Annotated in this window: 13 protein-coding genes; 7 read left to right on the forward strand and 6 right to left on the reverse strand. The window is 57.8% G+C overall.

Annotated elements, in window-relative coordinates; all coding sequences use genetic code 11:
* Nucleotides 1-71 precede the first annotated feature (71 nt).
* A complete protein-coding gene (pbpG, locus tag ACVKSX_RS07060; protein ID WP_010669685.1) occupies nt 72-1019 on the reverse strand; it encodes a D-alanyl-D-alanine endopeptidase in 948 nt (315 codons plus the stop codon).
* Nucleotides 1020-1197: 178 nt separating this feature from the next.
* A complete protein-coding gene (locus ACVKSX_RS07065) occupies nt 1198-1785 on the reverse strand; it encodes a Yip1 family protein (RefSeq protein ID WP_010260296.1) in 588 nt (195 codons plus the stop codon).
* A 205-nt stretch (nt 1786-1990) separates the two neighbouring features.
* On the opposite strand from ACVKSX_RS07065, the gene ACVKSX_RS07070 reads away from it, so the two are divergent.
* The 4 genes from ACVKSX_RS07070 to ACVKSX_RS07085 all read left to right on the forward strand — a co-directional run bounded on the left by ACVKSX_RS07070 (nt 1991) and on the right by ACVKSX_RS07085 (nt 7743).
* Nucleotides 1991-2572 (forward strand): DedA family protein, encoded by a 582-nt coding sequence (locus ACVKSX_RS07070; protein ID WP_010260294.1) that lies wholly within the window; start codon nt 1991-1993, stop codon nt 2570-2572.
* Nucleotides 2573-2803: 231 nt separating this feature from the next.
* Nucleotides 2804-4618: a glycoside hydrolase family 15 protein gene (locus ACVKSX_RS07075; protein WP_010260291.1), complete on the forward strand. Its 1815-nt coding sequence runs from the start codon at nt 2804-2806 to the stop codon at nt 4616-4618.
* A 214-nt stretch (nt 4619-4832) separates the two neighbouring features.
* Nucleotides 4833-5954 carry a L,D-transpeptidase family protein gene (locus ACVKSX_RS07080; RefSeq protein WP_354438504.1) on the forward strand — a complete coding sequence of 374 codons (1122 nt, stop codon included), beginning with the start codon at nt 4833-4835 and terminating at the stop codon, nt 5952-5954.
* Between the two features lie 187 nt (nt 5955-6141).
* The gene (locus ACVKSX_RS07085) at nt 6142-7743 is read left to right on the forward strand and encodes an inorganic phosphate transporter (protein ID WP_060679790.1); all 1602 of its coding nucleotides are present in this window, start codon (nt 6142-6144) and stop codon (nt 7741-7743) included.
* Between the two features lie 21 nt (nt 7744-7764).
* Here ACVKSX_RS07085 and ACVKSX_RS07090 read toward each other — a convergent pair whose 3' ends face one another.
* The 4 genes from ACVKSX_RS07090 to ACVKSX_RS07105 form a co-directional block, all read right to left on the reverse strand.
* Nucleotides 7765-8952, reverse strand: a complete 1188-nt coding sequence (locus ACVKSX_RS07090; protein WP_010260279.1) for an MFS transporter — start codon at nt 8950-8952, stop codon at nt 7765-7767.
* A 70-nt stretch (nt 8953-9022) separates the two neighbouring features.
* Nucleotides 9023-9973, reverse strand: coding sequence for a tRNA dihydrouridine(16) synthase DusC (dusC, locus tag ACVKSX_RS07095; protein WP_010260276.1), 951 nt, complete (start codon nt 9971-9973; stop codon nt 9023-9025).
* A gap of 2 nt (nt 9974-9975) precedes the next feature.
* Nucleotides 9976-11355: an ATP-dependent RNA helicase RhlE gene (gene rhlE, locus ACVKSX_RS07100; RefSeq protein ID WP_022626008.1), complete on the reverse strand. Its 1380-nt coding sequence runs from the start codon at nt 11353-11355 to the stop codon at nt 9976-9978.
* A gap of 217 nt (nt 11356-11572) precedes the next feature.
* Entirely contained in the window at nt 11573-11965 is a 393-nt protein-coding gene (locus tag ACVKSX_RS07105; protein WP_010669681.1) for a YbhQ family protein, read from the reverse strand.
* A gap of 179 nt (nt 11966-12144) precedes the next feature.
* Between ACVKSX_RS07105 and ACVKSX_RS07110 the strand changes: the two genes are divergently transcribed.
* The 3 genes from ACVKSX_RS07110 to ACVKSX_RS07120 are packed head-to-tail and all read left to right on the forward strand — an operon-like array spanning nt 12145 to nt 15112.
* Nucleotides 12145-12906, forward strand: a complete 762-nt coding sequence (locus ACVKSX_RS07110; protein WP_061901646.1) for an endonuclease/exonuclease/phosphatase family protein — start codon at nt 12145-12147, stop codon at nt 12904-12906.
* A complete protein-coding gene (gene clsB, locus ACVKSX_RS07115) occupies nt 12903-14147 on the forward strand; it encodes a cardiolipin synthase ClsB (RefSeq protein WP_010260263.1) in 1245 nt (414 codons plus the stop codon). The genes ACVKSX_RS07110 and clsB overlap by 4 nt, the downstream gene beginning before the upstream one ends.
* Entirely contained in the window at nt 14147-15112 is a 966-nt protein-coding gene (locus ACVKSX_RS07120) for a lysylphosphatidylglycerol synthase domain-containing protein (RefSeq protein ID WP_033757029.1), read from the forward strand. Before clsB ends, ACVKSX_RS07120 begins: the two co-directional genes overlap by 1 nt.
* Nucleotides 15113-15131: the final 19 nt, after the last annotated feature.

Consider the following 15131-nt stretch of genomic DNA (forward strand, 5'->3'; position numbering starts at 1 on the left):
TGCATCATCCCGGATACCCGCTCAGCCTGCAGGTAATGCCAGTGTCCGCAGCGCGTCACACCGGCTATATTCTACTCAACGTCGGCGCTGCTGGCCCCATTACTGGCAACCTGGCCCGACTTCTGTTTTTTATAGGCCAGTGCGGCAGCCGGCACCGGCGCCGCTTTACCGGTCTCAATCCAGCTGCGCAGACGGTTAGCGTCGGCGAAGTGGGTATATTTGCCAAAGGCATCCAGCACCACCAGCGCCACCGGACGATTATTAATCATGGTGCGCATCACCAGGCAGTGGCCAGCCTCATCGGTGTAACCGGTTTTGGTTAGCTGAATATGCCAGTCATCTTTATAGACCAGATGGTTGGTGTTGCGGAACGGCAGCGCATAGCTCGGATGGGCAAACACCGCCGTCTCCTCTTTAGTGGTGCTGAGCGCACCAAGCAGCGGATATTCCCGCGTCGCTTTGAGTAATTTAACCAGATCCTGCGCGCTGGAGACGTTTTGCGTCGACAGGCCGGTTGGCTCCACGTAGCGGGTCTGTTTCATGCCCAGTGACCGCGCTTTCGCGTTCATCGCCCGGATAAAGGCGTTATAGCCGCCCGGATAAGCATGAGCCAGGCTGGCGGCGGCGCGGTTTTCCGAGGACATCAGCGCCAGCAGCAGCATATTCCGGCGGCTGATCTGGCTGTTGAGCTTAACGCGTGAGAATACACCCCGCATTTCCGGCGTCTGGCTGACATCGACGGTTATCATCTCGTTCATCGGCAGATGCGCATCCAGCACCACCATAGCAGTCATCAGCTTGGTGATGGAGGCAATGGGCCTGACCCGATCAGGGTGGCTTGAAAACAGCACTTTATTGGTCGTGAGATCGACAATCATCGCACTGCCAGAGGCGATCTGCGGCTGAGCAATCGGCGCCAGTTGCGACAGCGACGTCGTCGCCTGCGCCGGCAGTGAAACAATCTGCCCTGAAACGAGCAGCGCCAGCGAAAGCAGGGTAGAACGAATTTTTGCAGGCATCGTAGAAAAAACCCGGTTATGAATATGTACTGTGTCAGACCGACACAGGCCGCCCGCTTCAGTGAGGTCGGAGCGCGGGCTGGCGGCGATATCATACCCGTAAGGTTAAGAAATTTCCTGGTGAGAGTGTTTCCGGGCGTAAAAAGAGAACTGCCGCCAGAGCGGCGGCAGCGGTCGGTCAGAACAGATGCGGTCCATATCCCCACAGCACCACGGTTAATGCCAGTAATACTTCAAATACCAGCACGCCGATGGCCAGCGTTGAACCGGAAAAACGCAGACTCTCTTCGCGGTCGATATTAAGAAACAGTGGAATACCGATATAGAGCAGATAGCCGGTGTAGAGCAGCGCCAGGGCGCCCGCCAGCACGCAGAGCCAGACCAGCGGATAGAGTGCCACCAGCCCGCTGAGAAACAGCGGCGTGGCCACATAGCCCGCAAACACCGTACAGCGCTGTACGCCGGGGCGCTGCGGATAATCACGTGCCATCCAGTGAATCACGCGTCCCATTACCGCGACGCCACCCAGAATAATCAGATAGAACAGAATGCCAAGCCCAATCCCGGTCAATAGGTTGAGTTGCACATATTGCCCCTCGCCCAGATTCCAGCCCAGCTGAGTTGTACCGATAAAGGCGCAGATCACCGGAATCGCCGCCATCAGCAGAACATGGTGGGTGTAATGGTGCGATACGCTCTCATTCTCTTGCTTGATATGACGCATTTCCTGATTCGGATGCGCCAGCAGACCCCAGACATGATTCATAGATTCACTCCTCTGATGCAGTGGGCCGCCCGATGATGCATCCGTCTTTGGGGGCAGCGTCCTCTCAAGTATAAACGGCAGCGAAACTTTCGTGGTGATCGGACAAAAAAACAGCATAAATAAACGGACCCATGAGGCACGGGCGGAAGCGAAGCCAAATCGCGTATAGACTTGAAGAAACAGTCACTGAACAGGGAGGGTCATTTTGCATCTGGATATCAACGCATTAATTACGCAGTACGGTTATCTGGCACTTTTTATTGGCTGTATCGCCGAGGGGGAAACATTTACGTTGCTGGGCGGCGTCGCCGCGCATGAGGGGCTGCTGCATTACGTGGGAGTGGTGCTGGCCGCAATGGGTGGCGGTATTGTCGGCGATCAACTGCTCTACTGGGTCGGTCGCCGCTGGGGCACACAGATCCTGCGCCGCTTTAAAAAGCATCAGGATAAAGTGGTCAAGGCGAACCGCCTGATTAAACGCCGTCCCAGCCTGTTTGTGATTGGCGTGCGCTTTATGTATGGCTTTCGACTGATTGGCCCAATCATCATCGGGGCCAGCCGCCTTAATCCGATGAAATTTTTTATTCTTAACGTCATCGGGGCGGCCATCTGGGCGCTGATCTTTGTCACCCTGGGTTATTTCGCGGGCGGCATCATCGCGCCGTGGCTGCATAAACTCGACCAGCATCTGAAGCATCTGCTGTGGCTGGTCGGCGCAGTGGTATTCGCCTTTGCGCTGCGCTGGGTGATCCGCCGCTGGCACAATCGTCGTGCCGATCAGGAATAAATGAACCACGGATTCGCCAGCAGACGCCATCGTCTATGAGAGTGAGCTGACCGGTGGTAAGGGTCGCCGACGCTGAGCAGCGCCAGGCGACCCTGCTGGCGATTTCCCATGTCTCACCCGCCCTCACCCCTTCCCTGCCTCATTCAACCGTACGTTAACCATCTGTGCCCAAACGAAGCCGCATCAGATGGCTCAGCTATAGTTAGGATGGACACTGACAGGGAGATGAGGATGAGTAAGGTAAAACGTAAGATTGAAGACCATGGCGTGATCGGAGATTTGCGCACCTGCGCACTGGTCGCGAATGATGGCACCATTGATTATCTCTGCTGGCCGGAACTCGACAGCCCGTCGGTCTTTGCCGCCCTGCTCGACAGCGATGATGCCGGGCTTTTCTCCCTGGCCCCGGACTGGCCCAATGCGCGACGTCAGCAGCTCTACCTGCCCGATACCAACATCCTGCAGACCCGCTGGCTGGATGATGAAGGCGTGGCGGAGATCACCGACTACATGCCGATTTGTGATGACAAGGACAAGCTGCCGCGTCTGATCCGGCGGGTCAAAATGGTTCGCGGCAGCGCGACCTTTAGCCTGCGCTGTTCACCGCGTCACGACTACGCCCGGGCGCAGACCCGTGCAGAGGCGCACAACGGCTGTATCGATTTTCATGCCGAGGGCCAGCCGTCGCTGCGCCTCGCCGCCAGCGTGGCGATGACGCTGGAGGATGAGAGCGCGACCGCCCTCTTCACGTTACAACCCGGTGAACATGCGCAGTTTGAATTTGGCAGCGTGGATGATGCGCATATCGAAGCGCTGACCACCGAACACTGCTTTGAAGAGACGCTGAACTACTGGCGACGCTGGAGCGCCCACAGTAACTATCAGGGACGCTGGCGCGAAATGGTGCAGCGTTCGGCGCTGGTCCTCAAACTGCTGACCTCACATCAGCACGGCTCTATTGCGGCGGCAGCGACCTTTGGCCTGCCCGAAGAGCTGGGCGGTGAACGCAACTGGGACTATCGCGCCTCCTGGATCCGTGACGCCTCGTTCAGCATGTATGCCCTGATGCGGCTGGGCTATATCGATGAAGCCAAACACTTTACCCACTGGGTTGGTCGCTGCGTTGAAAACAGCCATCACGATGAGATGCGCCTGCAGGTCATGTACCGGCTGGACAGCGGCACCGAACTGCACGAGATGGAGCTGCTGAATCTCTCCGGCTATGCCGACTCCCGTCCGGTGCGCATCGGCAATGACGCCTGGCAGCAGACCCAGCTCGACATCTATGGCGAGCTGATGGATGCGGTCTATCTGGCCAATAAATATGGTGAGGCGATCTCCCAGCGCGGCTGGGAACATGTCGTCAAAATGATCGACTGGCTGTGTGATAACTGGGATCAGCCCGATGCCGGTATCTGGGAGATGCGCGGTGAACCGGAACATTTCCTGCACTCGCGTCTGATGTGCTGGGTGGCGATGGATCGCGCGCTGCGTCTGGGCATGAAGCGATCGCTGCCGATGCCTTATGAACGCTGGGATCGGGCGCGCCGGGAGATCCGCGAGGATATCTGGGCTAACTTCTGGAACAGTGAGCGGGGTCACTTCTCTTCGACCCGTCATGGCGAGCATCTCGACGCCTCAATGCTGCTGATGCCGCTGGTGCGTTTTGTGGGAGCCACCGACCCGGACTGGATTGCCACGCTGGATGCGATCAAAACCAATCTGGTCAGCGACGGTATGGTGCGCCGTTACAATACGCATGAGACGCCCGCCGATGGCCTGAAAGGCTCAGAAGGGTCGTTCGGAGCCTGCTCCTTCTGGTATGTCGAGTGTCTGGCGCGCGCGGGCCGGATTCAGGAAGCGCATTTTGAATTTGAAAAGTTGCTGAGCTACGCCAATCCACTGGGCCTCTACGCGGAGGAGTTTGACAGCCACGGCCATGCGCTGGGCAACACGCCGCAGGCGCTGACCCATCTGGCGTTAATCAGTGCCGCCTTTTTCCTGAACCGCAAACTCAGCGGCGAACAAACACAGTGGCAACCTTAGTCAGCGATAAGCCCGGAAAGCCCCATTTTTAGCGCCCTGCTTTCCGGAAATGCGCTAACATCCGCGGTGAATTTACGTAAAGTATTGCAGGCAGGTTAAAATCCCGATTCACAACGTCAGATTAATGAACATATAATGCGCAGCAGGTCACATTGGCCAGCATGAATTCGACACACTGAACAGCCTGAAATATGGCGATAAAGAATTGTAAAATATGAAAATCATTCGCGCTTTCGCTTCAATCGCACTGGCTCTGGCGGCCTTCAGCCAGTCAGCCTTTGCTGTGGTTTACCCGTTACCGCCGGCCAACAGTCGTCTGATCGGCGAAAATATCGAAATTACTGTCCCTGAAGACAGCAAACTGCCGCTGGAAGCTTTTGCGGCGCAGTACCAGATGGGCCTCAGCAATATGCTGGAAGCCAATCCGGGCGTTGACGTTTATCTGCCTAAGGCTGGCAGCAAAATGATCATCCCACAGCAGCTGATCCTGCCGGACGCACCGCGTGAAGGCATTGTGATTAACAGCGCGGAGATGCGTCTTTACTACTATCCGAAAGGCAGCAAAACCGTGGTGGTGTTGCCTATTGGTATCGGTGAACTGGGTAAAGATACCCCGATTAACTGGACCACAGCGGTAGAACGTAAAAAAGATGGCCCGACCTGGACGCCAACCAAAGGCATGCATGCGGATTACGCGGCGCGCGGTGAAACCCTGCCAGCGGTCTTCCCGCCAGGCCCGGACAACCCGATGGGCCTGTATGCGCTCTATATCGGTCGCCTCTATGCGATTCACGGCACCAACGCCAACTTCGGTATCGGCCTGCGCGTGAGCCATGGTTGTGTGCGTCTGCGCGCTGACGATATCAAATGGCTGTATCAGAACGTGCCGGTCGGTACGCGCGTACAGTTCGTTGATCAGCCGGTAAAAGCGACCGTGGAGCCAGACGGTTCACGGTATGTAGAAGTGCATAACCCGCTGTCGACCACCGAAGAGCAGTTCAACTCGCGTGAGCTGGTGCCGATTACGCTGAATCAGGCGGTGAGCAAAGTTCTGGTTGATGCCAGCGTCAATCAGGATCAGGTTAATGGCGCGATTCAGGGCCGTACCGGTATGCCAGTAAAAGTGAACGGCGTGGAGAACAACATCCAGACTGCGCCAGTTCCGATGCCGGAAAACCCGCAGGCTGTGCCACAGGAAGAGCCAATGACGCCAGTCACCTCTCAGGGTGCAAACAGTGATGCCGCGCAGCCACAGCAGCCGGCCACTGAGCCAGCCTCACCGGCCGCTCCGGTAACACCAGCAGCCCCTGCAGCCGCGGCCAATACCAGCTCGTAATTGCCGCCCTGCTTGCAGAAGCCAGCGCCTGTCGCTGGCTTTTTTATTGCCTGCGTTTCCGCGTTTTTCCCCGCACTCCGCTCAGAATGCCCCGTCCGACGATCATTAATCTGTCATATAAAGCGCGTATCACACTGCGTTGACCCGGTGCAAATCAGCATCCGGCATCAGCCACCAGAGGTACACCATGAGCGAAAACAGTCTCTCCTCCTCATCAGCCCGAGGTCGCCCCGATTTCAACGGCAAAAATAGCCGTTTCAGTAAACCGCTGTTCTTTATTCTGCTGGTTGCCGGACTGGCGTTCGCTGGCCTCAATCTGGTCAGCGATGTTGAAGAGACCAATATGCCGGTCACCAGCTATCTGCCGTTCTTTCTGCTGGGGCTGGCTCTGCTGATTGCGCTCGGCTTTGAGTTCGTGAATGGCTTTCACGATACCGCCAATGCCGTGGCGACCGTGATCTACACCCATTCGCTGACGCCCGGCGTCGCGGTGGTCTGGTCCGGTTTCTGTAACTTTCTGGGTGTGCTGCTCTCCAGCGGCGTGGTGGCGTTTGGCATTATCTCACTGCTGCCGGTGGAGTTGATCCTGCAGGCCAGCAGCGGCAGCGGGTTTGCCATGGTCTATGCGCTGCTCTTCTCAGCGATTATCTGGAACCTGGGCACCTGGTATTTAGGGCTACCGTCGTCGTCGTCCCATACGCTGATCGGCTCGATCATCGGCGTCGGCGTTGCCAATGCGATGCTGCACGGACGCAGCGGTCTGAGCGGGGTTGACTGGGATCAGGCACTGAAGGTCGGCTATGCACTACTGCTGTCGCCGGTGGTCGGCTTTGTCTGCGCCGGGCTGCTGCTGTGGGTGATGAAACTGTTTATCCGCAATCGCCAGCTTTATCAGGCGCCGGAAAGCAATCAGCCGCCACCGGTCTGGATCCGCGGCCTGCTGATCCTGACCTGTACCGGCGTGTCGTTTGCGCACGGCTCCAACGATGGTCAGAAAGGGATGGGGCTGATTATGCTGATCCTGGTGGGCACCATGCCGATCGCCTACGCCCTGAACCGATCGCTGCCACCCGATCAGATCCCGCGCGTCGCGGCGCTGAACGAAGTGACCGCCCATCAACTGCTGCAACTGCAACCCGCTTCGGCGAACCCTCCTCCGGCCCGTGAGGTACTGACTGGCTTTGTTGGCAGCAACAGCATGAATCCCGACGTGCTGCCCGCGCTGGCGATGACGCTGCGCGAAGTCGGTGATGAGATTCGTCGTTACGGTTCAATGGAAAACATTCCAGCTCAGGCGGTGACCAATACCCGCAACCAGATGTATCTGGCGTCAGAATCGATCAAGCATCTGCAGAGCGCCGAGGTCAGACTGCCGCAGGAGACGGAACGCAATCTCAAGGCTGTGAAAACGGAACTCGACAGCGCCACCCGCTTTATTCCGATGTGGGTGAAAGTGGTGGTGGCGATTGCGCTGGGACTGGGCACCATGGTCGGCTGGCGCCGGATTGTGGTCACAGTGGGAGAACGAATCGGTAAAACCCATCTGAGCTATGCCCAGGGCGCCAGCGCCGAACTGGTGGCGATGATGACCATTGGCGCGGCAGACGGTTTCGGTTTACCGGTTTCCACCACTCACGTGCTCTCATCCGGCGTAGCGGGCACTATGGCGGCGAACCGTTCCGGCTTGCAGCTCTCGACGCTGCGTAACCTGGCCGTCGCCTGGATTTTAACGCTGCCGGTATCTATTCTGCTCTCTGCCCTGCTCTACTGGGCGTTCAGCCATTTTTAACGGTCTACGGCTTATCGTCATTCAGGCGATAAGCCGCTGCTGCCAGTAAAGCCGCAGGGTAATCAGCAGCGCTCCCAGCACCATCAACGCCGCCGCCAGATAGACTGACTGCATCCCCCAGTGTCCGATAAGCAATCCCGCCACCGGGCCGGTTAAGCCCAGGCCCAGATCGAGAAAAGCGGAATAGGTGCCCAGCGCAGAGCCCTGATCCTGACGCTCAACCCGTTTAACCGCCTCAACGCCCAGCGCCGGAAAGACCAGCGAAAATCCGCTGCCGGTGAGGAATGCGCCCGCCCCTACCAGCCAGGCGCTGTCCGCCTGCCAGATAATCAGCAGTCCCAGGCACTCCAGCAGGAAAGAGAAGAGCGACACGCGCAGCCCGCCGAAACGGGTAATAAAGCGACCAAACCCCAGACGCACCAGCACAAAACCCAGGCTGAACAGCGTCAGCGCATAGGCCGCGCCCTGCCAGTCACGGCTGGCAAAATAGAGGGTGATAAAGGTGGCGATAACGCCAAAACCGATGGTGCCGAAGCCCAGCGCCAGGCCATAGAGCCAGACGCGGGAGAAGACGCGGTGAAACGGAATGCGCTCGCCCACACTGACCGTCACCGCCGGTTTGCGGCTGGCCATCAGATAGCCCGCCACGCCCATCAGCGCAATCAGCCCGGCAAATCCACTCATACCAAATTCACTGTTCAGCAGCACGCCCAGCGGTGCACCGACGGCCATTGCCAGATAGGTCGCAACACCGTTCCAGGAGATCACGCGCGCGGTCTGCATTGGCCCGACGATGTTCATGCCCCACAGGGTTGAGCCGGTGCTGCTGAAGCTTTCACCCACGCCGAGAAACAACCGCCCGATGGCCAGCAGCGCCAGACTCAGCCACGGCCAGCCGCTCAGCAGTGCGGCCACGATAGTCAGCACCCCGCTCATGCCGCAGCAGAGCAGTCCCAGCATCACCACCCGCTTTGGCCCAAGGCGATCGGCCAGACGGCCCGACTGCGGACGGCTGAGCAGCGTCGCAAAGTATTGAATGCTGATAATCAGTCCGGCGATAAAGGAGCTGAAGCCAAGATGATTTTTGACGAAGCCTGGCAGCACGGCCAGCGGCAGTCCGACAGAGAGATAGCAGAAGAAGGTGAAGATAATAACGGAGAGGATTCGTTTGTTGAGCTGGCTGTTGCTCAACACAGCGGAGTCAGACATAGCAGGCAAGGGGTCCAGGAAATTTTTCCCACTATACCGTCAGGCCGCTAAAGGGTCGCCTGATTTTTTATCACAAACCATGAACATGCGCGTGACGATCAATCGCCTGTGCAATGTCGCCCGACGATTTTAACGCACGGATTTCGCTGAATAAGCCATCGGCTTCGCCATAGGCTTTACGCAGATAACCGAGCCACTGTTTGATACGCGCCACGTGGTAGAGGCCGGTATCGCCCTGCTTTTCCAGCCGGCTGTATTTCTGTAATAACCGCACCACATCAGGCCAGGCCATCGGCGGTTCGTTATATTTCACTACCCGGCTCAGGTTGGGGATGTTCAGTGCGCCACGGCCAATCATCACCGCATCGCAGCCGGTTACCGCCATACAGTGTTGCGCGCTTTGCCAGTCCCAGATTTCGCCATTGGCAATCACCGGAATGCGCAGCCGCTGACGAATGTCGCCAATCGCCTGCCAGTTAATCGCCTCTGCACGGTAGCCCTCTTCTTTGGTTCGTCCATGCACCGCCAGCTCGCTGGCACCGGCCTGTTGCACCGCATCGGCAATCTCCAGACTGCGGGCGCTGGAGTCCCAGCCGAGCCGAACTTTTACCGTTACCGGCAAATCTTCAGGCACCGCTTCACGCATCGCTTTCGCGCCGCGATAGATCAGATCGGGATCTTTAAGAAGAGTTGCGCCGCCTCCGCTGCCGTTGACCAGTTTAGAAGGACAACCACAGTTGAGATCCACACCCCATGAGCCCAGTTCCACCGCACGTGCGGCGTTTTCGGCTAACCATTCGGGATGCTGCCCCAGCAGCTGCATACGCACCCGCGTGCCGGAAGGCGTGCGGCTGGCGTTATGCAGTTCGGGGCAGAGACGGTAGAAAGATTTTACCGGCAGCAGTTGATCGACCACGCGCAAAAACTCAGTGATGCAGAGATCGTAGTCGTTTACTTCCGATAACAGCTGGCGCACCAGTGAATCCAGCACGCCCTCCATCGGTGCCAGTAAAACCCTCATACTCAGACGTTTCCGGTACGCTTCGCTGCTGCCGGACGACGCGGACGGGCTGCGGGCCTATCGCCCTGAGGAGCGGCCTGGCTCTGACGACGCGCCTGAGGACGCTTTTCGCCGGATGAAGATGAGCGCGATGCGCCTGCACCCTGTCCGCCCTGGCTGCGACCACGGCCGCCGCCACCGCCGCCTGCACCGCCGCGAGACTGCTGCTGACGACCGTTGATGATCGGCTCCGCTTTGATGCTCGGATCGGGTTCATAACCCTCAACGGCCAGACGCGGGATTTCACGCTTCAGCAGACGTTCGATATCACGCAGCAGTTTATGCTCATCGACGCAGACCAGTGACAGTGCGACACCGGTTGCCGCCGCACGGCCGGTACGACCAATGCGGTGAACGTAATCTTCGGCGACGTTAGGCAGCTCATAGTTCACGACGTGTGGCAGCTCTTCGATATCCAGGCCACGGGCCGCGATATCGGTGGCAACCAGGACGCGAATTCCGCCTGACTTAAAGTCGGCCAGCGCACGGGTACGTGCACCCTGGCTCTTGTTGCCGTGGATCGCGGCAGCGGAGATACCATCTTTACCCAGCTGCTCGGCAAGGTGGTTCGCGCCGTGTTTGGTCCGGGTGAAGACCAGCACCTGCTGCCAGTTGCCTTCGCCAATCAGCTGAGACAACAATTCACGCTTACGCTTCTTATCAACGAAAGCCACCTGCTGCGCGACCTGCTCGGAGGCGGTGTTGCGGCGAGCCACTTCAATCATTTCCGGGTTGGTCAGCAGTTTCTCAGCCAGGCCTTTGATCTCATCAGAGAAGGTGGCAGAGAACAGCAGGTTCTGACGTTTGGCCGGCAGACGCGCCAGTACGCGACGGATGTCGTGGATAAAGCCCATATCCAGCATACGGTCCGCTTCATCCAGCACCAGAATTTCGACCTGTGACAGGTCAACCGCATTCTGTTGTGCCAGATCCAGCAGGCGTCCAGGCGTTGCCACCAGGATATCGACGCCGCCACGCAGTTTTACCATCTGTGGATTGATGCTGACGCCACCAAACACCACCATGGAACGCAGCGAGAGATATTTGCTGTAGTCGCTGACGTTTTCGCCGACCTGCGCCGCGAGCTCACGGGTTGGGGTCAGGATCAGGGCGCGCACCGGGCGACGACCGCGGATGGGCGTGGCAGTGGCAGAGAGTTTTTGTAACATCGGTAAGGTAAAGCCGGCTGTTTTGCCGGTGCCGGTCTGGGCGCTCGCCAGCAGATCGCGGCCTGCCAGCACAACAGGAATCGCCTGGCGCTGGATAGGTGTGGGTTCGCTGTAGCCTTGTTCGGCGACCGCGCGCAAAATATCGGCACTCAGGCCGAGAGAGTCAAAAGACATTAAGTGATTTACTCCGGTCCGCTCTGACCGTGATTCACGGTGTAGTTTTCAGAGGGATAGTGACGCCAGCCAGGGCTGACGCGTGAAAAGGGCGCAAACTACGATGCGTAAGCGGGCGAGTGTAACAGCTTTAAGAGAAGTGTGCGAGATAGCTCACATTTCCTGACACAACTTAACCGCCTGAAAACAGGAAGGCCACCTTCCGGTGGCCTTCAACTTAACTACGTTTGTTTTCGATTCGTCGCGGTGGCTCTTTCACCAGCAGCGAGACCAGCGCCGGACCCAGCAACATCACTACGCCGAGACACGCCAGCAGCAGGTTGTTGTGGTAAATCCGCGACACCAGGAACAGTGTCATCATGGCGGCGCCAAAGTAGTAAGTGGTGGTCGCTTCTTCAAGATAATCGCCGAGAGTACGTAAACGGGCAATGCGCTGTGTCACCAGCATGGCAACAAAAACCAGTGCGTACATCGCCACCAGCGTACTGCAGACATCAACCAGCGCTTTGTGCTTCCAGCCCCAGATCAGTGCAGCGATCACCAGCAGATGCATAGCAATATGCAACAACGTTTGACCCGTGATAATTTGAATACGATTAGACCATTTCATTCAGTTCTCCTGGCAGACCCAACAGGTCGCCCAAGTGCTACCGGCACAAGCCGGAAACGATTTCCTCAATGTAAAACAATTTTCGGATAACGCCCTAATTTTCGCCCTCTTTCACCACCCATTTGTGACAAAGACTACACTTTGATTCTATTGATGATGAAAAGGAGTGCGTCGCGAGTATGCCACAAAACAAGCAAGGATTTTCAATAAAAGTCCTGACGATCAATACACATAAGGGTTTCGCCCCTTTCAATCGCCGCTTCATCCTGCCCGAATTACGCGACGCCGTTCGCGCAACGGAGGCGGATGTGGTCTTTCTGCAGGAGGTGATGGGCACGCATGCCATCCACTCCATTAACCATGAGGAGTGGCCCGATTCTCCTCATTATGAGTTTCTGGCCGACACCATATGGAACGATTTCGCCTATGGGCGTAATGCGGTCTATCCGGAGGGGCATCACGGCAATGCGGTGCTGTCTCGCTTCCCGATCGCCGACTATGAGAACCGGGATATCTCGGTGGCGGGCAGTGAAAATCGCGGCATGCTGCACTGCCAGATCGCCCTGCCCGAGCCGCACGGCACGCTGCATGTCATCTGCGTTCATCTGGGTCTGAAAGTGGCCCATCGTCACGCGCAGATGAAGAAAATATGTGAAATGGTTAACTCACTGCCGCCCGACGCGCCGGTGGTGGTGGCGGGCGATTTCAACGACTGGCAGCGACGCGCTAACTCCATTCTGAAACATGGCGCAGGCCTGAAAGAGGTATTCAGTATGAAAACCGGACGCCCGGCGCGCACCTTCCCGGCGCGCTTCCCGATCCTGCGGCTCGACCGCATCTATGTCCGCAACGCCACCGTCAGTCATCCGTGGGCGCTGCCGCGCAAGCCCTGGTCCCATCTTTCCGACCATGCGCCGCTGGCGGTGGAGATTCACCTATGAATTTTAGCTGGCAGGAAGGCAACCGGCTGCTGTTGCTGGAAAATGGCGAAGCGTTTTTCCCGCGGGTCTTTGGCGCCATTCAGCGGGCGGAACGTACGGTATTAATCGAAACCTTTATTCTGTTTGAGGATGACGTGGGCAACGCCCTGCACCGCGAACTGCTGGCGGCAGCCCAGCGCGGCGTGCGGGTCGAAGTGATGGTCGATGGTTATGGCTCTGCCGAACTCTCCGACAAATTTGTTAACAGCCTGACCAGCGCTGGCGTGCGTTTCATCTATTACGATCCGCGTCCGCTGGTGATGGGGATGCGCACCAACGTTTTCCGCCGCCTGCACCGCAAAACCGTGGTGGTGGATGACGTGGTGGCCTTTGTGGGCGGCATTAACTTCTCGGCCGAGCACAACACGGATTATGGCCCGGAAGCGAAACAGGATTATGCGGTACAGGTCAAAGGCCCGGTGGTGGGTGACATCGCCCGCTATCTGCAACAGGCGATTGGCAGCGAACAGAATACCCGCCGCTGGTGGGGATCGCGCTCTCATCGTCCGGCGGTCAACGCCACGCCAGGCGATGCTCAGGTGCTCTATGTTTATCGCGATAACGACGAGCATCGTGACGACATCGAAGTCCACTACCTGGAGATGCTGCGTGAGGCGAAGCGGGATGTGATTATCGCCAATGCCTACTTCTTCCCGGGTTACCGGCTGCTGCGTGAGATGCGCAACGCCGCGCAGCGTGGCGTCCGGGTGCGACTGATTGTGCAGGGCGAACCGGATATGCCGATTGTGAAAGTGGGCGCGGAGCTGCTCTACAACTATCTGGTCGATGGCGGCGTTGAAGTTTACGAATATATCCGTCGCCCGCTGCACGGCAAGATCGCGGTAAAAGACGACTACTGGGCCACCGTCGGCTCCAGCAATCTCGATCCGCTTAGCCTGTCACTTAACCTTGAAGCCAATCTGATCATCCACGACAGACCGTTTAACCAGACGCTGCGTGATAACCTGGAAGCGCTGCTGGCCAACGATTGCCAGCGCGTGCAGGAAGATCGCTTACCGCCGCGCAACTGGTGGCAACTGAGTAAAAGCGTGGTGGTATTCCACTTCCTGCGCCATTTCCCGGCCATCGCTGGCTGGCTGCCGGCGCATACGCCGCTGCTGGCCCAGGTGGGTGAGCCGGTACAGCCTGAAATGGAGACGCAGGATCGCGTTGAAACTGATAACCCGGGAGCAAAATCCTGATGGCAAAAAAACATCCACGCTGGCAACTGGCGAAAAAAATCCTCACCGTACTCTTTTTCATCGCGGTGGTGGTTCTGCTGGTGGTCTATGCCCGCAAAGTGAACTGGGAAGATGTTTATGACGTCATCGTTAACTACAACCGCTTTGTGGTACTGACCGCCGCCGGACTGGTGGTGCTGAGTTACCTGGTATATGGCTGCTATGACCTGATTGGACGCGCTTACTGCGGCCATAAGCTGGCGAAGCGGCAGGTGATGCTGGTGTCGTTTATCTGTTACGCCTTCAACCTGACGCTGAGCACCTGGGTGGGTGGCGTCGCGATGCGCTACCGGCTCTATTCACGGTTAGGGCTGGATAGCGGCACCATCACCCGCATCTTCTCTCTGAGCATCGCCACTAACTGGCTGGGCTATATTCTGCTGGCGGGCGTGGTATTCAGTGCGGGCATGGTGTCGATCCCCAGCGGCTGGTTTATTGGTGAAACCACCCTGCGGCTGATTGGTGGCGCTCTGCTGGTGCTGGTGGCGGTCTACCTCTGGGCCTGTGCCTTCTCAAAGCAGCGTCGCTGGACGGTAAAAGGCCAGACGCTGCAGCTGCCCTCGCTGCGCATGGCGCTGCTGCAATTTGCGGTTTCCTGTGCCAACTGGATGGTGATGGGGGCGATTATCTGGCTGCTGCTGGGACGAGACGTCGGTTATCCGATGGTGCTGGGCGTGCTGCTGATCAGCAGTATTGCCGGGGTAATCATTCATATTCCGGCGGGCATTGGCGTACTGGAAGCGGTCTTCCTGGCCTTACTCAGCGGTCAGCACGCTTCGCATGGCACTATCATTGCGGCGCTGCTGGCTTATCGCGTGCTCTACTTTATCCTGCCGCTGCTGTTAGCGCTGGTGCTCTATCTGGGGCTGGAGAGTCGGGCGAAGCATCTGCGTCAGAAGAACGAGCAGAAGTTGCAGAAGTCGTAATAAAAAAGGGGAGGCGCAG

The organism is Pantoea sp. PvP021 (genome assembly GCF_054056055.1).